The following is a 20,007-nucleotide window of genomic DNA, read 5'->3' as shown; positions in this document are numbered from 1 at the left end:
AAGCAAAACGAGGAGAGACAGATGAAAATATTAATGATTGGATCCGGTGGTCGGGAGCATGTGTTGACATGGAAGCTTACCCAAAGCCCCCGGGTTGAAAAAATATATGCCGCCCCGGGCAACGGCGGCATGGCAGAATTGGCCGAATGTGTGGATTTGTCGGTGGAAGATATTCCCGGCTGTTTGGCTTTTGCCAAAGAACATCAGATTGATCTTACCGTTGTCGGTCCCGAAGTCCCCCTAGTTATGGGAATGGTCGACGCTTTTGAAGCGGCTGGTTTAAAAGTTTTTGGTCCTAACAAACATTGTGCTCAGTTTGAGGGCAGCAAAGCCTTTACCAAGGAATTTTTATTCCGTCACAATATTCCCACGGCGGCCTATAAAGAATATACCGATTTTGATGAAATTATCAAAGATCTGGGTGTTTATGGCTATCCAATGGTAATCAAGGCTGATGGTCTGGCCGCCGGTAAAGGGGTACTGATCCCCGAAAATGAAACCGATGCCCGAGCCGGCATGGAAATGATCATGAAAAAAAGGGAATTCGGAGAAGCTGGCGATAAGGTCGTGATCGAAGAATTCTTAACCGGACAGGAAGCCTCGATGCTCTGTTTTGTCGATGGTAAAACGATTGTCCCGATGGAAAGTGCTCAGGACTACAAACGGGCCTATGACAATGATGAAGGCTTAAATACCGGCGGCATGGGAACCTATTCCCCCAATGTGCTGTTTGCCGATGAAACCCTGAACAAGCGCATCAAAGCAGAGATTCTGGATCCGATTATCAATGGTTTTATTGCCGATGGGATGGATTTTAAAGGTGTTCTGTTTATTGGCCTGATGATTGATAATGGTGTCCCGAAGGTTCTTGAATTTAACGTTCGCTTTGGTGATCCTGAAGCCCAGAGCGTTCTGATGCGGTTGGAATCGGATCTGGTCGAAATCATGGAAGCTGTCATTGATGGCAAGCTGGCTGATTGTGAGATCAAATGGAGTAGTAAAGAAGCTGTTTGCGTAGTCATCGCTTCCGGCGGCTACCCCGGCACTTACGAAAAAGGCAAGGTTATCACCGGCATTGAAGATATGCAAGACTGCGTCGTTTTCCACGCCGGAACCAAGCTGGTCAACGGCGAACTACAAACCAACGGCGGCCGGGTCCTCTGTGTCACAGCGCTGGGCGAAACTCGTGAAGCCGCCAGAAAAACCGTTTACGCCAACATCGGCAAAATCCACTTTGAAGGCGCCCAATACCGAACTGATATTGCAAAGTTTAACTAGCGGAAATTCATACTAAATTTGAAACTGAGCATAGTGACTTGGTTATGGATAATCCAACCCATTAATTTAAGAATTAGTGGGTTTTTCCATTTTAGGTTTGCACTGGGTTGAATTAAAGTCTAAAATAGAGGGTATAAAATTAAAAAATCCTGGTACAAAAAAATCAATCAGCTTAGCGTTGGTTGGCACGACGACTCCGATCATTTGAAGATGAACCGGTCGCTCGCAGCTGATAAACACAGCTGATTAGCATAAGCATGAGGAGTTAACGTGAAAAATAATATTGGTTTTATCGGTTGCGGAAACATGGCAAAGGCTATGATTGGTGGTTTGGTAAAGGGTGAATTATTCCGGCCGGAAAATATTCACTGTTATGATCCTGAAGACGCCGCCAGGGCTCAGGTGGGTGCAGAATTTCGGGTTACGATTCAGGATTCCAACGTAGCCGTAGCGGCCCAGGCTGACTATCTGGTTTTGGCAGTGAAACCCTTTTTATATGGCAAGGTGCTGGCGGAAATTGCCGGGAGTATCAAACCGTCGGTAATTATCGTCTCGATTGCAGTCGGTGTTGGCTTTGATGACATCAAGGAATTTTTGGGCAAAGATGTTAAAGTAATCAGAACCCAGCCCAGCACTCCGGCATTTGTCGGAGAATCCGATTCAACTCTGTGTCCGGATGATATCATGACGCAAGAGGACATTCAGGATATCATCATGATTTTTGAGAGCTTTGGTAAAGCTGAAATTATCAGTGAGAAGCTGATGGACGTGGTGCCCGGAATCGCCAGCTCAGCACCGGCCTATACGATGCTGCTGATTGAGGCCATGGCCGATGGTGGGGTTCTTCATGGCTTCCCCCGGGATCAGGCCTATCGCTTGTCAGCCCAGGCAGTTTACGGTGCTGCCAAACTGGTTCTCGAATCTGGCGAACATCCCGGAAAACTCAAAGATCAGATCTGTACCCCCGGAGGCACCACCATCGAAGCCGTCCGGGTTCTGGAAGCCAAAGGCTTCAGGGACGCTATAATTTCAGCCGTAGATGCCTGCGCCAGAAAATCATTGGCAATGAGAAAAAAGAAAGCATAACTTTTAGATTTGGTTAATCCATTAAGGAGATGATTTATCATGGATGAAGGATTAATTAAAAAAATACGAAGAAATATGAGTCTCGAAGAAATGGTATCCCTCTGTTCGGGCCGAACCGACTGGGAAACCGTGGGCTATTCCAAATACGGCATCGAGCCGGTATTTATGGCCGACGGCCCCCATGGCATGCGGGTGATTGAGAATGACGGAGCCCTGGGGATTCCCCAGGGAAAACCAGCCACCTGTTTTCCGCCGGCGGTGCTCTCGGCCTGTTCCTGGGACGAAGGACTGCTTGAATTTGTGGGCCGCACCATTGCGCTGGAGGCCCGCAGTCTGGGCGTTGATCTAATTTTGGGGCCCGGCATTAACATCAAGCGTTCGCCCCTTTGTGGACGTAATTTTGAATATTTTTCAGAAGATCCGCTGTTGTCAGGGCGGTTGGGGAAAAGTTTTATTCTCGGCGCAAAAGATCATGGCGTAGGAACGACAGTCAAGCATTATCTGGCCAACAATCAGGAAACCCGGCGTATGACGGTGGATGAAAAGATTGATATCCGGGCGCTGCGGGAAATTTATTTAAAACCCTTTGAGATCGCCATCAAAGAAGGAAAACCGATGGCGGTGATGTGTTCCTATAACAGCATCAATGGCAAGTTTGTCTCCCAGAGCAATTATTTTCTGACCCAACTGCTCCGTAATGAGTGGGGGTTCGATGGGATCGTCATCTCCGATTGGGGGGCTGTCTATGATCGGGTTCGAGGGGTATTGGCGGGAATGGATCTGGAAATGCCCGGCAATGGCGGTGTCAATAATCAAAAGATATTTGACCGGATCAAAGAAGGGAAACTGAAAGTCACCATTCTCAATGAGATGGTGGAACGGCTGATTCGGTTTTCCTTTCAGGCTAAGGAAAACCGTCGCAATTATGCTACTAATCTGGAAATTGAACCAAAAGGTCATCACAAAATCGCCCAACTGGCGGCGGTTGAAAGTATGGTGCTGCTTAAAAATGAAGCGTGTATTCTGCCCATTGATCGGACCAAAATCAAGAAGCTGGCGATTATCGGAAGCATGGCTTTTGATCCCCGCTATCAGGGCAGCGGCAGCTCAAAAATAAATCCCTACCATATTGATTCACCTTATGAACGAATTAAAAAATTGGTGGGCGATGAAATCCAGTTGTTCCCCCATCAGGGCTATATTCATGATGAGGTGGTGGAGCAGATTCATTTGGCCGAGCAGGCGGAGGAAGTCGCAAAAAACTCCGAAATGGCCTTGTTATTCGTGGGTTTGCCGGATCACGATGAGTCAGAAGGTTATGACCGGACCCATTTGCATCTGCCCCAAAAACAGCTTGCCCTGATCCGTAAGATCTGCAAGGTTCAACCTAAGACGGTGGTGATTGTTCAGAATGGCGGCGTTGTTGATATGAGCTGGGAACACCAACCCCAGGCCATCGTCGAGATGTTTTTAGGCGGTCAGGCGGGCGGTGATGCCATTGCCAAGCTTTTATTTGGTGAAAATAATTTCTGTGGTAAATTAGCGGAAACTATTCCAATGCGATTGGAAGACACACCGGCATACATAAACTTTCCGGGAATCCATGATGAGGTGGTTTACGGCGAAAGTATTTTTGTGGGCTACCGCTATTACGACTTTACGAAAAAGAAGGTTCGCTTTCCCTTTGGATTTGGGCTCAGTTATACCGATTATAATTATGAACCGATTGAAGAACCCGCATTGACAATCGATGCCGAAAAAACGGTTACCGTTAAATGTCGTGTTACCAATACTGGCGTAATGAATGGCAAAGAAATTGTTCAATTATACACCGGTAAATCTGATACCGCTATTCTGCGACCGCTGCGGGAACTCCGGGGTTTTAAAAAAGTTTTTATCCCGGCAGGGCGATCGGCTGTGGTCAGCTTTGAACTGGGACTCAGTGATTTTTGCTATTATAATCCCACCACCAAATCCTGGGAACATGAGTCGGGCAGTCACCAGATCTATATCGGGTCATCCAGCCGGGATTTGCCGATTGTCTATGCGGTTCAGATTACCAAAGATCTGATCCATCCGATCAACCCCTTATCCTATCTCAGCGATTTTGAAAAAACCGAGCGGGGACAGACGATCTTAAAACTACTGCTCTCGGGCTTTGAAGAAATCATGGGGGATGACCAGACCAGAGAAGATGACTTTTTTATGACGATGCTGGCCAACACCCCCTTGCGCAAACTGGTTGAGTTTTCCAATGGCATCTTCACCGAAGAATGTATTGATAAGATTATTGAACTGGTCAATTCAGATCAGTCACTGGAAGGGATTACCTTCGAAAAGTTGGTTAATTGTACCGAAAAGAAAAAGGGTTTTTTCAAAAGTCTTTTCGGTGGTAATGAGGAAGAGTACCTCTGTATCCATTCTAAAGTCCGGGATCTGGTCGAGGATGAGGATGTCATGAAGATTCTCAGAAATTATTTTGGCGATGAAACCTTTGAAAGTGACTATTTGCAAATGGCCATCAAAATGGGAATCTGCTTTGATAAGGCTCAGAAATTACTGCCCGATGACTTTTTCTCCGATGAAAAGCTTAAGGATATCGATCGGGATCTCAAAGCACTGGCAAAGCTAAAAAAGAAGTAAGATGATTAACGAGAAAGCGTACCGATTTGTTTTGATCCATAATCGGTACCTTCTCTTTGTCAGGCTGGGGTATTAGTTTAAAATAGTTCAGCAAATAATAATTAAGAAGGAAAGCAAAAGATGAATACACTCACCATTGATACGTCCACCATTGTGGCAACGGTTGCCATATTAAACGAAGAAAAATTAGTCGGCGAAATGATTATCAATCATCAAAAAAAACATTCCGAGAAACTGATGATTGCTATTGATCATTTGCTCAGTGATGGGGGTCTTTCGATTCAGGATATTGATGTTTTCGGCATTGTTTCCGGTCCCGGTTCCTTTACCGGGTTGCGCATTGGTATGGCGACCATCAAGGGATTTGCTCAGGCTCTGAATAAACCGGTGGTGGGAGTTTCCACCCTGGAAAGCCTAGCGATGAACATTCCCTTTGCTGATGGCCTGATCTGCCCGGTTTTGGATGCCCAGCGTAACCAGACCTATACGGGTGTTTTTCATTTTGAAGACGGCCAGCTGGTTCAGGATCTGGCCGATGCGGTGATGGAAATTGACGAGCTCATTACTTTTTTACAAGGGCGAAATGAGACCATCTATTTCTTGGGTGATGGCTTACCCCGCTTTTCACAAATCCTGCAGGAAGCGATTCCTACCGCCCGGATCGTTCCCAATTATCTCAACATGAACCGAGCCTCGTCAGCCGCTGCCCTAGTCCTTAAGCGGGCCTTAAAGGGGGCGACCAGCCATTATCGGGAAGTGGAACCCTTTTATATTCGGCCTTCCTACGCCGAAGAGCATAAAAAATGATGATCCATTATCGACTGATGGAATCCCGGGATGTCCCCGGCGTTTTTAAGGTGGATCAGGCCTGCTTTTCACACAATTGGACCGAGGATTCCTATAAGGCAGAAACTAACAATATCCTCTCCAATTATATTGTCGCTGAATTAGATGGCGAAATTATTGGTTTTGGTGGCTTCTGGCAGGTGATTGATGAAGCCCACATTACCAATATCGCAGTACTGGAAGCCTATCGCCAGACCGGGGTGGGGCAAAATATTATCAATGCAATGCTGGCCCTGGCACTGGAGCAAGGCTGTGTGGCGATGACACTGGAGGTCAGGGCGGATAATCAGCCGGCTATCAATTTTTATCTCAAAAACCAGTTTACGCGGGAAGGACGACGCAAAGATTACTATGGCACGGGAATGGACGGAATCATCATGTGGAGGTACAAACTTGAATAAAACCATCAAAATAGTTACAGTGTTGCTGGGAATCCTTTTTCCGGTTATTATTTTTATCAGCGGCATTGAAGCAGCGGTGTTTGACAAAGCGTTTTACATGGATCAGATGGAAAAAAATCAGGTCACTGATAACACTGGTATCTATCCCCCAGATATGGAACTGGTGGTAGATGAAATCATCAGCTACCTCAAGGGCGACCGGCAGGATTTTGACATCCAGGCCCGTTTAGCCATTGGAAGTGCCAAAAACGTTGTCGATAGCGTTTCAATTTTTAATGACAAAGAAATCACCCATATGGACGATGTCAGAGACTTATTGCTTTTCTTTCTCGGTCTTCGGGACGCCGCTCTGATTCTGGCGCTGATCGCTTTTCTGGTGCTGTTAAAATACGATCGCCAGGCCATTATCAAGGCCTTGTTCTATGGATCGGCCACGTTTATGGTGATCTTGCTGATTGTTGGTGCGAGTTTTATTTTTAATTTCAATAACACCTTTATCCTCTTCCATCAGTTATTTTTTTCCAACGACTTATGGATTATGGATCCTTCCACCGACCGACTGATCTGGATTGTCCCCGAGCCCTTCTTCTTCGCCATGATCGGTCGAATGGTCATCTATATTCTAATGCCCCTGGGACTCACCACCCTGGGAATGGGGCTGGTTTTGAAAAAGAAAAACATAAAAATAAATAACGAGTAATTCTAATCGAGGTAAACATGAAAATTCTTAGTATTGAGACATCCTGTGACGAAACATCCGTGGCCATTGTTGAAGATGGCCGGAACATATTGACCAACCGGATTTATTCCCAGATTGATATTCATCAGAAATATGGGGGCGTGGTACCAGAGATTGCCTCCCGCAACCATGTCACCAAACTGCCCTACATTATCGACGAAGCCCTGGCAGAAAGTAAACTATCTCTGGCCGAGGTGGACGCCATTGCCGTGACCAACGGTCCCGGTCTGGTGGGAGCGCTGCTGATTGGGCTCTCCACAGCCAAAGCAATGGCTTACAGTCTCGGAAAACCGTTAATCGGGGTACACCATATTGAAGGCCATATTGCCGCTAATTTTTTGCAGTTTCCGGAGCTTGCACCGCCATTTTTGACATTGGTGGTATCCGGCGGCCACAGTCATCTGGTCCTGGTGGAAGATTATCAGACCTTCAAGGTACTGGGTCGAACCATCGATGATGCGGCCGGAGAAGCCTTTGACAAAATTTCCCGGGTTTTGGGCTTGGGATATCCCGGCGGTCCGGCCATTGATGCTGCGGCCAAAAATGGCAACCCCGAGGCGATCGCTTTTCCCAGGGTGATGCTGGATAAAACTGAGTATAATTTTAGCTTCAGCGGTTTGAAATCGGCGGTGCTCAATTACCTCAACGGCAAGAAAATGAAAAATGAGGCGGTCAATCCCGATGATGTGGCCGCATCGTTTCAGCTGGCCGTTATCGAGGTGCTGGTCAGCAAAACCATTGCCTGTGCCAACAGTATTGGCATGAAGAGTATCTGCATGGCGGGCGGGGTGTCCTGTAATTCGTTGCTGCGAAAAATGATGGGACAGGCAGCCGCTGATGCGGGCATGACCTTGTACTATCCAGATCCTATTCTCTGTACCGATAACGCCGCTATGATCGGTTCGATGGCTTACTATAATTATATCAATGGGGAAGAGAGCGACCTAAGTCTCAATGGCATTCCGGGTTTAAAAATCGGAACCCGTCAATAAAGGCAGACAGGAAATACGGCCTGTCGACAAAAGGGTAGACACGTTTATATAAAGAGAAGTGTACCATCTTTAAAAATTAAAACAATCTTAAAAAAAATTAAGATGAACGAAAAGGGAAAAAATACTTGCAATCAATCTGCAAATCATTTAAAATACTATTAGCACTCAAGATGAATGAGTGCTAATAAATGAAATAAAAGGTACAGCGTACCCAATATAATCAAATGGAGGAAAAAATGAGTTTAAGACCTTTAGGTGACAAAGTAGTAATTAAAGTTAAAGCTGAAGAAGTAAAAACTGTTGGTGGAATTGTTTTACCAGGATCAGCCCAGGAAAAACCACAGCAGGGTAAAGTAGTGGCTGTCGGAACTGGCGAAATTATCGATGGTAAAAAGGTGCCATTGGATGTTAAGGTAGATGATGAAGTTATCTATTCCAAATATTCCGGCAATGAAGTAAAAATTGGCGATGAAGAGTTTTTAATCATCCGTCAGGCTGATATTTTAGCAATTGTAGAATAATAAAATTTAGAAAAACAGGAGGAAAATAATATGGCTAAAGAGATTAAATTTCGTGAAGACGCCAGAGCATCTCTGATCACTGGTGTAGATAAATTAGCAAATACTGTTAAGGTGACATTAGGACCAAAAGGAAGAAATGTTATTTTAGCTAAATCATACGGTTCACCAACTATCACCAATGATGGGGTAACCATTGCCAAAGAAATTGAGCTGGAAGATGCCTTTGAAAACATGGGTGCTCAACTGGTTAAGGAAGTTGCTACTAAAACAAATGACGTCGCAGGGGACGGAACAACCACAGCTACTTTATTGGCTCAGGCAATTGTTCGTGAAGGTAACCGTAACGTTGTTGCCGGTGCAAACCCAATGGTTCTTAAAAAAGGGATTGAAAAAGCAGTTGCGACTGTTGTCGAAGAATTAAAAGCAAACAGTAAAAAAATTGAAAGCAAAGAAGCAATCGCTCAGGTTGCATCCATTTCGGCAGCCGATGCCGAAATTGGAAAACTGATTTCCGAAGCGATGGACAAAGTCGGTGATGACGGCGTTATCACCGTTGAAGAAGGCAAAGGAATGGGTACTGAACTGGAATTTACCGAAGGGATGCAATTCGACCGGGGCTACTTATCAGCTTATATGGTCACTGACACCGAAAAAATGGTTGCCATCCTGGATAATCCCTATATCTTAATCACCGACAAAAAAATCTCCAACATCCAGGAAATTTTACCAGTTTTAGAACAAATTGTTCAAACCGGCAGCAAGCTGTTAATCATTGCTGAAGATGTAGAAGGAGAAGCTCTGGCAACATTGGTTGTTAATAAATTACGGGGAACCTTTAACTGTGTCGCAGTAAAAGCTCCTGGCTTTGGCGATCGTCGTAAAGCAATGCTGGCTGATATTGCCGCATTAACTGGTGGAGAAGTGATCTCGGACGAATTAGGCTTAGAATTAAAAACCACAACCATTGAACAATTAGGCCGTGCCCGTCAGGTAAAAGTTGACAAAGAAGATACCATTATTGTTGAAGGTAGCGGAAATAAAGAGGCTGTTGAAGAACGAATCCGTCAGATCAAAGCGCAGATTCCAGAAACTTCTTCCGAATATGATAAAGAAAAACTTCAGGAACGTTTGGCTAAATTATCCGGCGGCGTAGCAGTTATCCAAGTTGGTGCAGCCACTGAAACTGAACTGAAAGAAATCAAATACCGTATCGAAGATGCATTAAATGCGACTCGGGCAGCGGTTGAAGAAGGCGTTGTATCCGGTGGCGGTACCGCTTATATTAATGCGATTCCAAAGGTTGACGCTTTAATTGAAACCCTGGAAGGCGACGAAAAAACCGGCGCTGGTATCATCCGTCGGGCGATTGAAGAACCAATGCGACAAATTGCTGAAAATGCTGGTCTTGAAGGATCGGTTATTGTTTCACAAATGGCTGGTAAAGCTGTTGGCGTTGGCTATGATGCTTCTAAAGGCGAATTTGTTGATATGTTCAAAGCGGGCATTATTGACCCGACCAAGGTTACCCGTTCAGCGATTCAAAATGCCGCCAGTGTTTCGGCAATGTTCTTAACCACTGAAGTAGCGGTTGCTGATCTTCCAAGCGAAGATGCCGGTATGGGCGGAATGCCAGGTGGCATGGGCGGAATGCCAATGATGTAAGCCTCCGGCTGCATCAGTAGATAAACTAAAATAATTAATATAAGCAACCAAAAAGGCAGTCTCTCGCGAGGCTGCCTTTTTAATTGCGGTTTTAGAAGCATTTAGTCGACATTGTAGGGGATCCCGGCGAATAGCACTTCCATCTCCGGTTGTTCCAGCTCTGCCAGTTTGATAATGAGACCATTGATTAAAGTGATCAGGGCTTGGGCATCGGGAGATTCATCATCGATCGGTTTGGCAGCATAAAGGGCAACCAGCATGGTGTTGCGGGTGGTTCCTTTCACTTCTTTAAACAGGGTATTTAATACCTTTTTTTCATTTTTAGTCAGTTCCATTTCTTCCTCCAATAATATATTATTGCTTTATTAAACGATTGTTACTCGGTTTCCAGAGCCAGTAAGGCGACTTCCCAGGAATCCGTTAACTCAGATAATTGCTGTTTGAGTGCTTCATAGGACAGATTGATCTCAGCTGCCAAAGCCAGGTTATCATAGAAATCCGGAGCACACATGGCAGTTTCAATGGATTCGATTTTCTGTTCAGTCACTAGTATGGTTTCTTCAATTTCCTTAACCTGCTTCTTCAAGAGCCGAATACGGGCTTCTTCTTCTTTTTGCTTTTTGCGATCCGTTCGCTGCTGTGTTTTGGTTACAATTGTTTTATTCTCTTCGGCCAGAACAGCTGCCCGGGCGGAAGCATCCGCCTTTTGTTTTAAATAGTCATCATAGTTGCCCAGATGGATTTCCATCCCATCAGCTGAGAACTGGTAGATCTGGGTTGAAATTCGATTTAAAAAATACCGGTCATGGGAGATAAACAGTAAGGTGCCCTCATATTGGCTCAAGGCATTTTCAAGGATTTCTTTGGTGTCCATGTCAATGTGATTGGTCGGCTCATCCATCAATAAGAAGTTGGACTGAGAAATCATCAAGCGGGCCAACAGCAACCGGGCCTTTTCACCGCCAGATAGGGTGCCAATCGGTTTAAAGACCTCATCGCCGACAAATAAAAAGGCCGCCAGGATATTGCGCAATTCGCCTTCAGTCAGTTTCGAATCGACATCCCACAGGGCTTCCAGCAGATTTTCATTGTAGAATTGCTTCAGAGCCTGATGTTCCTGATCGAAATAACCGATATGGACCTTCTGACCCAGTCGGATTTCGCCGGCATCGGCGGCCAACTTTTTCTGCAAAATGCGAAAAAGGGTTGTTTTTCCGGCACCATTGGGTCCAATGATGCCGATTTTATCACCGCGATGAATTTCAAAATTCATATTCTGAAAAAGCAGACGATCGCCAAAGGATTTTTTAATCCCTGTCACCGCCAAAACGTCATTGCCGCTTTTAACCCGGGGGACAAAGCTGAAATGGCTGTTATGAGCAGTTTCGACCTTGTCGAGCAACTCAATCTTACTGAGGGCTTTTTCCCGGCTTGAAGCCCGTTTTGAGCTTTTGATGGAGTTATAAGCCCGGAACCGGTCGATGACTTCCTGCTGGTGTTTGATTTCTTTAAGTTGTTGTTGATACTGATGATTTTGTTCCATCATATCCTGTCGCTTTTTTAGTGCATACTGGGTATAATTGCCTTGATATTCTTTGATGTTTTTCTGGGATACTTCGATAATTGAAGTACAGACTTTATCGATAAAATAGCGGTCATGAGACACGATGACAAAAGTACCGGGGTAATTTTTAAGATATTGTTCCAACCACTGCAGGGCATCGATATCGAGGTAGTTGGTGGGCTCATCCAATAAGAGCAGTTCCGGTTCCTGAAGTAGGATCTGGCCCAACGTAGCACGGGTTTTTTCACCGCCGCTAAGCATCGAGAAGGCTTTAGTTTGATCTTCGGGCTTAAAACCGAGGCCATTGATGACACCCCGAATTCGGCTGGGGTATTCATAACCGTGTTGTTCGGCAAAACTTTCTTGCAATTCCCCAAACTCCAGCATCAGTTTTTCCTGCTCTGCCCCGGTGCTGTCGGCAATGGCAGCGCCAATTTGTTTGATTCGCTTTTCCATGTCGATCAGCGGTTTAAATACATCAGTGAGCATTTCGAGTAGGGTTGTGTTCTCGGCAATTGTGGACTCCTGAGATAAATAGCTGATGGTTAGTCCGTTTTTTTTGCTGATTCGTCCGGTATCAGGGATCAGTTCGCCAGTAATCAGCTTAAGCAGCGTCGATTTTCCGGTACCATTGCGGCCGACCAGACCGATTTGTTTTTTTTCATTAATGGATAGATTAAGATTATTAAAAATTTCATGAATGCCATAACTAAAATGCAAATTTTCGATATTGATTAACATTATTTCACCTGTTTTCGTTTTTGTTCAGTTATTTGAGTTCACTTTTACTATTCTATCAAAAAAAACGGCAAATTAAAATGAATAATTTGACGTAATTGGTTCATATTGATATAATTAGTTGACTATCCGAAAGAAAGGAGAAGTAATCATGCATCGCTTCTCAAAAAAAGTATCAATGACCGTCGTAAAACGGTTACCGAAATATTATCAATATTTAAGTGATTTACAACTCAATGATATCGAAAAAATATCATCCCGGGAATTAGCAAGTCTGATGGGCCTGACAGCTTCTCAAATTAGACAGGATTTGAATTCTTTCGGGGGGTATGGACAACAGGGGTACGGCTATAATGTGGGAGAATTAAAGGAGGCTATCAAGGAAATTTTGGGTCTTGATAGTGAATATAATTGTATTATCATTGGTGGCGGGAATATGGGTCATGCCATCGCAAACTACGAACGATTTAAGCGGGAAGGTGTGATTTTAAAAGGCGTCTTCGATGTTGATCCATTGACTGTAGGTACAGTCGTTGGCAGTGTAGTAGTAAAACATATGGATGAACTTGATGAATTTGTCAAAGCGAATGAAATTGACATCGCCATTTTGTGTGTGCCCCGGGAAGTCGGTCAGAAAGTTGCAACCCAGATTACAGAACTGGGTGTGAAAGGTATCCTCAATTTTAGCCCATTGGATTTGGATGTTCCCAGTGATGTAGTGGTTGAGAATGTTAACATTACAGATAGTTTATTCACGTTAACTTATCTGCTGGGTGAGTAAAAGATTAGTTGTAGAGTATGGGAAGAGTTTGATTTTCTTTAATCAGGCTCTTTATATTTTGCTCAAAAAAGAAAACACAACTGCGGATATATCGGTGAATTAAAAAAGAAACACTTTCTTTGTGTTTCTTTTGTTTTATAACAAGTTATTTAAACATGATTTTCGTAGTTTTTGATTTACTTCCCACTGGAGCTCTTAAAATTAATAAAATCCAGAACCTCTTGCTTATAGCTTTCCGGGAAAGAGAAGTACGAAGAAAAAGAATCCACTTCTTCGTTGGAAAAAACGTAAGATTTCAAAAATTCTTCACATGTCATCGGTTTCGGGTTGCTTGGTAAAAGCTTTGGCTGATCGGTTCTACATAATAAATAGTCCACAGAAACTTCAAAGAAATCTGCAATTTTTATCAGTAATTGGTTTTCAGGTAAGTTTTTATCTTTTTCATACTTGGAGATAGAGCTTTTATTTAGATAGAAAAGATTGGCAAAATTCTCCTGTGTTAATCGTTTTGAAATCCGCAACGCTTTTAATCGGCTGCCAAAAGTATTGTTTTCCATTTTTTCACCTTCTTTCAGTTTAGAATTGTTGGCATAAATGCACTGCCTATAGCGTAATTATACCACGTCTTTAACATTTGTCAAGATTTACGGTTGAATTAAAGGAATAAATCTTAAAGGGATAAAGCATCAAAAAGGCGCTCTTGCTTCTCTTAAGAGTCGTAGACATTCTCCGTATTTGACTTTTTCTGGAGATGCTTCATTGGCTGGAAATGGACTTTCCAGAGACTGACTGCTAAGAGCAGTCTTCGTTATTGTGTCAAATAATGCATTAAAGTCCGTATTGGCAGGAGGATCAGTTGATTTGCGTTTTGATTTTCCGTCTTCGGTTATAATTTCATCGTAACTCAGAGAGACCAGCGTTGATCCGTTAAAGGTTGCCTGAAGAAATCCCTGATAGCCATCATGGTCGGGGTTGCTGGTGATTGAATAAGTATCGAGGGTGTCAATTTTTATTGGTTCATGATCACCTTTGCTGGCCAGATCCAGAATTGCCTTGGACAAACTGATAAATTTTTCGGATGTTTGTGTCGCACCGGATATAGCGTCAGTTTCATCAGGATTTTGCGACATCAGCAATTCGCTATAAAGGCGGAGATAGAGAGCACTTAAATTTGCCACAGCCAGATTGGGCCAGGTTTTGTCAGAACCCTCGACAGACAGGCGATCAGACTTGTTTTTGTCGATTTCGTTTAAGGTTACCCGTGTAATTAGGCCGTTTTTTATTAAAATGTTCAATTGTTGGCCATAGCCCCGAGTGTCATAATATTTTGTGCTTGCGGAATACTGACCATCGATCAGGGCGCCAGAAATATCTGCCGAAAAAATTGAACCAGTTGCGGGATCATTGATCAGTTCTTTTTCAACGCAGCCAGTCAATAAAAGCGATAGCAAACCTGAGACCAGAAAGATAATCACCAGTCGAAGTCCGATATATTTTTTGGATTCATTTTTTTGCATCATTTTCACCAAAATCTGGATTTGTTTTAAAAAGAGGAGGCGTTCATCAGCGGCGGCACAATCTGTTTTTTTCGGGAAAAAACACCATTCATGTATTTGCTGAATTCACCGGGTTGAAAGCCAAAAGCCAGCTGGGCGAGATTTTTAGCTTCACCGGCGATGATTAGTTCGGAGCCCCCTAATATAATGTCGGTAACCATTAAAATAGCCAGATCCAGGCTTTCTTCTGCACACAATTTATTCATTTCCTGCAGAACCCCATCCAGTTTGTCAAAGATACCCCGGAAATCTCCAGTATTGATTTGTGAAACCCCAATTTTATAGGCTCCCATGGTGAATAGCTTCCGATCGGTGGAGATAATTTCAAAGGGGTGCATTTCTTTTAAATTACTGCCAGCCACTAACATTTTTTCGCCGTAACTCTTAACATCGAGATTCAAAATTTTCCCTAATTCCAGGGCAATAACCCGGTCTTCTTCAGTGCAGGTGGGAGAATTAAAAAGCAGCGTATCCGAGATAATTGCGCTGAGCATCAGTCCGGCCATATCTTTGGGGATGGCAACCTGATGCTCATGGTACATTTTGGCGACAATGGTGGCGGTGCAGCCAACTGGTTCAATTCGCAGATACAGTGGTGTAGCAGTTTGGATTTCAGCGACCCGATGATGGTCAATCACTTCAATGATTTCAGCTTCTTCAACGCCAACGATCGACTGGTTGCGTTCGTTGTGGTCGACCAGAATCACTTTTTTCCGGCTAAAGTCAATCAGGTTGCTACGGGAAATGGTTGAAAGAACCCTTCCGTCGACATCCACCACGGGGAAACGCTCATGATCTGAGGTTAGCATGTTTTTTTTGACATCATCGATGGTTTCGTAAGTCATGAAATATTCCAGATGGTGTTTCTGGTAATATTTTTTGATCGGAATTCCCTGACAGAGTAACCGGATGACTTCGAAGGGACCAAAGGCGACAATCAATACGGCCCCCTGGTAATTTTTGGGAATATCAAAAACGATATCTGGAGATGCATTGGAAACAATAATAATTCCGGCACCAGTGGCAAAGGCCCGGTTGAGATAGATATCCTGTGAAACGGTAACTAAAATGTCTCGACTGCTTAAGGTTTGACCATCCTCGATTTCGGTAATGGTATAAACATCGCCCCGCACTAGTTCGGATTTGATTGAGCCATAAACCTGAGCTTCAAGTAAATCAATGATGTTATCCAGTGGGGTTTCGCTGTCCCGCAGCAGCGATTTTGAAAAAGCATCGGTGTAGGCGGGAATAATATCGGACAGGGAAACCATCCCAATGAGCTGCTCTTCATCGCTGATTACAGGTAAGGAGCGGCCAGGATGATCAATAATCTGGCCCATGGTTTTTGAAACGGAGTCTTTTTCATAGGCCATCGAAAAATCAGTCAGCACCAGGTCTGAAACCTGGGGTTTGACATCTTTGATCAGTTCGGGTAAGCTGACGCCAAAGGTATCGAGAACAAACTGGGTTTCCTTATTAACGGGGCCCAGCCGGGCGGGAAAGACCAGAGTATGTCCCAGGGTTTGTTTTAAATGAGCATAGGCAATGGCTGAACAGATGGAATCGGTATCCGGATTGCGGTGTCCGAAGACATATATTTTTGGGGTCATCGGTGGATCTCCTTATTTATTTAGATAATGAATGCGTATTTAAAAATCGTAGGATATCTTTGTAGACTAATTCTCGTTTATCTTCGTTTAGAATTTCATGTCGCATCAGCGGATAGAGAATCGACTCGACGTTTGCGACACCGAGTTTTCTTAGCTGCTGAGTTAGCTGCATTACTTCTTTGCCCATGCCACTAACGGGGTCATCCCGGCCAGCTAAAAAAAGCAAGGGAAATTCGCTGGGAATTTTTTTGAGATTCGACGTTTTGGTGGTGTAATCAAGACCATAAAATAAATCTCGGTAAAACCCGGCACTACAGGTAAAACCACAGAGATCATCGCTTAAATAGGCATCGACGTTGGATTTACTCAGGGAGATCCAATCATATTCAGTTCGGTTGGGTTTAAACTTTTTATTATAGCTACCAAAGGATAGCTTGGATAATAGTTTGGAGGGGGTGGTTTCACCATTTTTGCGGATCTCCCGGCGGGCAATGATGCTGGCGGTTTTGCGCATTAAGTTGTTGATACCGACAGTTGTGCCAATGATGATTGCCCCTTCATATAATTCTGAATAATCAATGATGGTTGTGCGGGTAACCACCGACCCCATACTATGACCAGTGATAAACAGCGGCAGTTCTGGATAGGCTTCTTTAAGCGCACCAGAAATTTCTTTGACATCGGAAACAACCCGCTCCCAGCCGTTGCCACTGGAAAAAAAGCCCAGGTTACCAGCGTCTTTGCCGGTTTGGCCATGGCCCCTTTGATCGTGGGTCACTGCCAGGTAGTGATTGCGAAATAAAAAATTCATTAACTCATGATAGCGTTGGGCATGTTCAGCCATGCCATGAACAATCTGAACAATACCCTTTGGTTTTGCGGGGCAGGGGGTTTCGTAATAGGTCAGTTTGACCTCATCAGATGCATAAAAACCATTGGTTGTTAAATCAATCATTTGCGGTCCCCTCTTTCATTTGGTCTTCTTAAATCTATTGTCACATTATAACAAAATATCTTAAAAAAAACAGGTTTCCCGTACTAAAAAAGCGGTAATCAGTGTATAATTGAGATAATATCATGGGATAAGGGGTATTGACAATGAAATTAACGGTACTGAGCACGAATAGACGACTCAGCCAGAATCAATGAAACGACCGTTATTATGGGGCTTTTTTACCCTGAGCCTGGGCATTATTGGGGTTTTTGACCACTGGCCAGTGTGGTTGTTGCTTGGCGCAGCTGTTTTGCTGGCAATAATGCCGTTTTTGCTTAAAGATACCAAAATAAGCCAGGTGGCATTTGTTCTTGGCTTGTTCGGTTTTGGGGTAGTTTTGGGCTCCGGAGCCTTCCCGGAGACGGATATTCTAGGCAGCTTTTATGAACGGGAGGTGTCCCTGATCGGAGTCGTTAATGATTACCCGATTCGCACCGAAAATCGGTTAACGATCAATCTGACAGCTCGTGAAATAGTAGATGCTGACGATGAAAACAATCGTTTTGACAAGACTGCTGGGATCAGAGCAACCGTCTACTATCAAAGTGACGAAGATACCGAAGATGACCAGGTGACATTAACGACCCATGAAGAGCCGCAACTTGATCTGGTGCCTGGGGATCTGGTATTAATGAAGGGAAAATTATCTCAACCATCAGGTCAAAGAAACCCCGGCGGATTTGATTATGGGCTCTATCTTAAAGCTCTGTCAATTGAGGGATTGCTGACGGTTAAGCCGGAAAATATCCGCCGAGTTGGTCAGCAGGTGCGTCTGTATGATCGGATACTGGGTATTAAACACCACCTGGAACACCAGGCGGAGCTCAATTTTTCAAACGATGTGGCAGATTTGCTCAAGGGCGTTGTTTTTGGTGAGAAAAATATCAATGAGGAACTTACCCAGAGCTTTCAGGACGCTGGAGTGACCCATGTTTTATCGGTTTCCGGACTCCATGTGGGTTATGTATTCTTGATGCTATCTTACCTGCTGATCGTGTTGAAAATTAACAAGCGGCACTGGATTTTGTTTTTAGTCCCGGCTTTGTTTTTTTATGTTGCCCTCACCGGATTTGTGGCGCCGGTGATCCGGGCTGCCATCATGCTTCTTTGTGTCACTGGTGGCCAGGGACTGCACCGGGAGCGGGATGCCCTGAATCAGCTGTGTTTGGCGGGAATAATAATTCTTTTTATTTGGCCTGCCCAGCTTTTTCAGGCCGGATTTCAACTTTCCATGGGTGCAATGTTGGGGATCATTCTTTTTTATCTCCCGTTGTTGTATGACTATGAAAAACACCGAAATAAAAAACGGGTTAACCAAAAAATCAAAGCGGGACCGGTGATTCAAGGTCTGGTGCTGACTTTTTGCGCCACAGTGGGAACCCTGCCGATTCTCTTATACCATTTTAAGAGCTTTACGCTGATGAGTTTCCTATCCAATTTGCTGGTGGTACCGCTGATTGGCGTCTTTTTGTTGGCGGGGATGATTTTTTTTGCAATCGTTGCGATTGTTCCCGGGTTAGCCCCTGTCATATCACTGCCGATCGAATTTTTAGGGGAATCCATCGTGGTGATGCTCAAAGGAATTAATGATCTGGGAAATGCCGTAGATTTTGTGAGAATCAGTCGGGGCGGATTATCCCTGGCTGAAATGGCACTCGTTTTGTTGCTGGTCTTTCTGTTTTCCGGTTATTTTTATCTCCGGCAACCCTATGTTCGAAATACGGTAATCAGTTTTGCACTGGTGTTGGTGCTGATTGTGGCAGCAACACCGCTGTTTCCCAGAAATCTGGTCGTTACTGTTTTGGATGTGGGTCAGGGCGACAGTATTTTAATTGAGACTCCGGGTGGTCAGAATTATCTGGTTGATGGGGGCGGCTATCTTTTTGAACGAACCAATCGGGTCGCAGATCGGGTACTCTACCCGGTTCTTTATGCTAAAAACATCCGGGAGCTGGATGCCATCTTTTTAACGCATAACCATGTCGATCACAGTCAGGGGGTTGAAGAACTGATCTTTGACGGTTATCCGGTCGAGAATCTCTTTATGAGTGTTCAGACCAATAACGACGAACTCCTCAATCAGCAGCTGGTTCCAGTGTCTTTGTTAAAAAAGGGGTCGGTGGTAAAAGGGCGTGACGGTGTAACCATTACGGTTTATAATCCAGACGGTCCGGTCCGTCCGGTAGCGGATGAAGAGCAGAATAATGCGTCGCTGGTGATGGCTCTTTCCTATCAAAATTTTAATCTATTATTGTGTGGAGATGTAGAAACCGAGGTCGAAAAACAGTTGATTGCCGAATTGCAGGCCGAAAGCGATGAACGGGACTTTCAAGTGATCAAAATTCCTCACCATGGCAGTAAAACCTCATCTTCACTGGCTTTTTTACAGGTGGTGGAGCCGGAAATTGCAGTGATTTCAGTGGGTGCCAATAATTCCTTTAATCATCCCAACGATGAAGTAATGAATCGTCTGGAGGAAGAAGCCATCACAGCATTGCGAACCGATCAAAAGGGCGCTGTGGAAATTACCAGCAATGGTGAATTCATTCGCATTAAAAGCTATGTAAATTAAAAAGTTTAAAACAATTATAAAAAA

17 protein-coding genes are annotated in these 20,007 nt (G+C 44.2%); 11 read left to right on the top strand and 6 right to left on the bottom strand.

The window, feature by feature from the left end; all coding sequences use genetic code 11:
• Nucleotides 1–21 precede the first annotated feature (21 nt).
• The 9 genes from purD (at nt 22) to groL (ending at nt 10,168) form a co-directional block, all read left to right on the top strand.
• Nucleotides 22–1,278 (top strand): phosphoribosylamine--glycine ligase, encoded by a 1,257-nt coding sequence (gene purD, locus B3F51_RS09585; RefSeq protein WP_148638338.1) that lies wholly within the window; start codon nt 22–24, stop codon nt 1,276–1,278.
• Nucleotides 1,279–1,548: 270 nt separating this feature from the next.
• Nucleotides 1,549–2,364: a pyrroline-5-carboxylate reductase gene (proC, locus tag B3F51_RS09580; RefSeq protein WP_286946764.1), complete on the top strand. Its 816-nt coding sequence runs from the start codon at nt 1,549–1,551 to the stop codon at nt 2,362–2,364.
• A gap of 39 nt (nt 2,365–2,403) precedes the next feature.
• On the top strand, nt 2,404–5,007 hold the full coding sequence (locus B3F51_RS09575; protein ID WP_148638334.1) for a glycoside hydrolase family 3 C-terminal domain-containing protein: 2,604 nt from the start codon (nt 2,404–2,406) through the stop codon (nt 5,005–5,007).
• Nucleotides 5,008–5,127: 120 nt separating this feature from the next.
• Entirely contained in the window at nt 5,128–5,814 is a 687-nt protein-coding gene (gene tsaB / locus B3F51_RS09570) for a tRNA (adenosine(37)-N6)-threonylcarbamoyltransferase complex dimerization subunit type 1 TsaB (RefSeq protein WP_148638332.1), read from the top strand.
• Nucleotides 5,811–6,254 (top strand): ribosomal protein S18-alanine N-acetyltransferase, encoded by a 444-nt coding sequence (rimI, locus tag B3F51_RS09565; protein WP_148638330.1) that lies wholly within the window; start codon nt 5,811–5,813, stop codon nt 6,252–6,254. The genes tsaB and rimI overlap by 4 nt, the downstream gene beginning before the upstream one ends.
• Nucleotides 6,247–6,954: a TIGR01906 family membrane protein gene (locus B3F51_RS09560; RefSeq protein ID WP_187389315.1), complete on the top strand. Its 708-nt coding sequence runs from the start codon at nt 6,247–6,249 to the stop codon at nt 6,952–6,954. Before rimI ends, B3F51_RS09560 begins: the two co-directional genes overlap by 8 nt.
• A 17-nt stretch (nt 6,955–6,971) precedes the next feature.
• Complete coding sequence (tsaD, locus tag B3F51_RS09555; protein ID WP_148638327.1) at nt 6,972–7,985, top strand: tRNA (adenosine(37)-N6)-threonylcarbamoyltransferase complex transferase subunit TsaD; 1,014 nt, start codon at nt 6,972–6,974, stop codon at nt 7,983–7,985.
• A 236-nt stretch (nt 7,986–8,221) separates the two neighbouring features.
• Nucleotides 8,222–8,506, top strand: coding sequence for a co-chaperone GroES (groES, locus tag B3F51_RS09550; RefSeq protein ID WP_070372072.1), 285 nt, complete (start codon nt 8,222–8,224; stop codon nt 8,504–8,506).
• 30 nt (nt 8,507–8,536) lie between these two features.
• Nucleotides 8,537–10,168 carry a chaperonin GroEL gene (gene groL / locus B3F51_RS09545; protein WP_070372071.1) on the top strand — a complete coding sequence of 544 codons (1,632 nt, stop codon included), beginning with the start codon at nt 8,537–8,539 and terminating at the stop codon, nt 10,166–10,168.
• Between the two features lie 101 nt (nt 10,169–10,269).
• Here the strand turns inward: groL and B3F51_RS09540 are convergent, their stop codons facing one another.
• Both B3F51_RS09540 and B3F51_RS09535 read right to left on the bottom strand, forming a co-directional pair.
• Complete coding sequence (locus B3F51_RS09540) at nt 10,270–10,503, bottom strand: hypothetical protein (RefSeq protein WP_070372070.1); 234 nt, start codon at nt 10,501–10,503, stop codon at nt 10,270–10,272.
• A gap of 41 nt (nt 10,504–10,544) precedes the next feature.
• The gene (locus tag B3F51_RS09535) at nt 10,545–12,473 is read right to left on the bottom strand and encodes an ABC-F family ATP-binding cassette domain-containing protein (RefSeq protein ID WP_148638325.1); all 1,929 of its coding nucleotides are present in this window, start codon (nt 12,471–12,473) and stop codon (nt 10,545–10,547) included.
• A gap of 148 nt (nt 12,474–12,621) precedes the next feature.
• Here B3F51_RS09535 and B3F51_RS09530 point away from each other — a divergent pair, with 148 nt between their 5' ends.
• Nucleotides 12,622–13,251 carry a redox-sensing transcriptional repressor Rex gene (locus B3F51_RS09530; protein ID WP_070372068.1) on the top strand — a complete coding sequence of 210 codons (630 nt, stop codon included), beginning with the start codon at nt 12,622–12,624 and terminating at the stop codon, nt 13,249–13,251.
• Between the two features lie 176 nt (nt 13,252–13,427).
• Here B3F51_RS09530 and B3F51_RS09525 read toward each other — a convergent pair whose 3' ends face one another.
• The 4 genes from B3F51_RS09525 to B3F51_RS09510 form a co-directional block, all read right to left on the bottom strand.
• Nucleotides 13,428–13,808, bottom strand: coding sequence for a helix-turn-helix domain-containing protein (locus B3F51_RS09525; RefSeq protein WP_026394608.1), 381 nt, complete (start codon nt 13,806–13,808; stop codon nt 13,428–13,430).
• A gap of 129 nt (nt 13,809–13,937) precedes the next feature.
• Nucleotides 13,938–14,768 (bottom strand): FMN-binding protein, encoded by an 831-nt coding sequence (locus B3F51_RS09520; RefSeq protein ID WP_070372067.1) that lies wholly within the window; start codon nt 14,766–14,768, stop codon nt 13,938–13,940.
• A gap of 26 nt (nt 14,769–14,794) precedes the next feature.
• Nucleotides 14,795–16,417, bottom strand: a complete 1,623-nt coding sequence (locus B3F51_RS09515; protein WP_070372066.1) for a putative manganese-dependent inorganic diphosphatase — start codon at nt 16,415–16,417, stop codon at nt 14,795–14,797.
• A 16-nt stretch (nt 16,418–16,433) separates the two neighbouring features.
• Nucleotides 16,434–17,372, bottom strand: a complete 939-nt coding sequence (locus tag B3F51_RS09510; protein ID WP_070372065.1) for an alpha/beta fold hydrolase — start codon at nt 17,370–17,372, stop codon at nt 16,434–16,436.
• Nucleotides 17,373–17,562: 190 nt separating this feature from the next.
• Here B3F51_RS09510 and B3F51_RS09505 point away from each other — a divergent pair, with 190 nt between their 5' ends.
• A complete protein-coding gene (locus B3F51_RS09505; protein WP_286946758.1) occupies nt 17,563–19,983 on the top strand; it encodes a DNA internalization-related competence protein ComEC/Rec2 in 2,421 nt (806 codons plus the stop codon).
• Nucleotides 19,984–20,007 lie beyond the last annotated feature (24 nt).

The organism is Acetobacterium sp. UBA5834 (genome assembly GCF_002435675.1).
Taxonomy (GTDB): Bacteria; Bacillota; Clostridia; order Eubacteriales; family Eubacteriaceae; genus Acetobacterium; species Acetobacterium wieringae.
The sequence above is the reverse complement of the archived record's forward strand: the minus strand, read 5'-3'. Positions and strand labels throughout refer to the sequence as shown.

Coding starts and splice junctions, on each gene's coding strand:
- B3F51_RS09515 (WP_070372066.1), bottom strand. CDS start 16,417: ATGACCCCAAAAATATATGTCTTCGGACACCGCAATCCGGATACCGAT.
- purD (WP_148638338.1), top strand. CDS start 22: ATGAAAATATTAATGATTGGATCCGGTGGTCGGGAGCATGTGTTGACA.
- B3F51_RS09540 (WP_070372070.1), bottom strand. CDS start 10,503: ATGGAACTGACTAAAAATGAAAAAAAGGTATTAAATACCCTGTTTAAA.
- rimI (WP_148638330.1), top strand. CDS start 5,811: ATGATGATCCATTATCGACTGATGGAATCCCGGGATGTCCCCGGCGTT.
- tsaB (WP_148638332.1), top strand. CDS start 5,128: ATGAATACACTCACCATTGATACGTCCACCATTGTGGCAACGGTTGCC.
- B3F51_RS09530 (WP_070372068.1), top strand. CDS start 12,622: ATGCATCGCTTCTCAAAAAAAGTATCAATGACCGTCGTAAAACGGTTA.
- B3F51_RS09510 (WP_070372065.1), bottom strand. CDS start 17,372: ATGATTGATTTAACAACCAATGGTTTTTATGCATCTGATGAGGTCAAA.
- tsaD (WP_148638327.1), top strand. CDS start 6,972: ATGAAAATTCTTAGTATTGAGACATCCTGTGACGAAACATCCGTGGCC.
- B3F51_RS09505 (WP_286946758.1), top strand. CDS start 17,563: ATGAAACGACCGTTATTATGGGGCTTTTTTACCCTGAGCCTGGGCATT.
- groL (WP_070372071.1), top strand. CDS start 8,537: ATGGCTAAAGAGATTAAATTTCGTGAAGACGCCAGAGCATCTCTGATC.
- B3F51_RS09520 (WP_070372067.1), bottom strand. CDS start 14,768: ATGCAAAAAAATGAATCCAAAAAATATATCGGACTTCGACTGGTGATT.
- B3F51_RS09525 (WP_026394608.1), bottom strand. CDS start 13,808: ATGGAAAACAATACTTTTGGCAGCCGATTAAAAGCGTTGCGGATTTCA.
- groES (WP_070372072.1), top strand. CDS start 8,222: ATGAGTTTAAGACCTTTAGGTGACAAAGTAGTAATTAAAGTTAAAGCT.
- B3F51_RS09575 (WP_148638334.1), top strand. CDS start 2,404: ATGGATGAAGGATTAATTAAAAAAATACGAAGAAATATGAGTCTCGAA.
- B3F51_RS09535 (WP_148638325.1), bottom strand. CDS start 12,473: ATGTTAATCAATATCGAAAATTTGCATTTTAGTTATGGCATTCATGAA.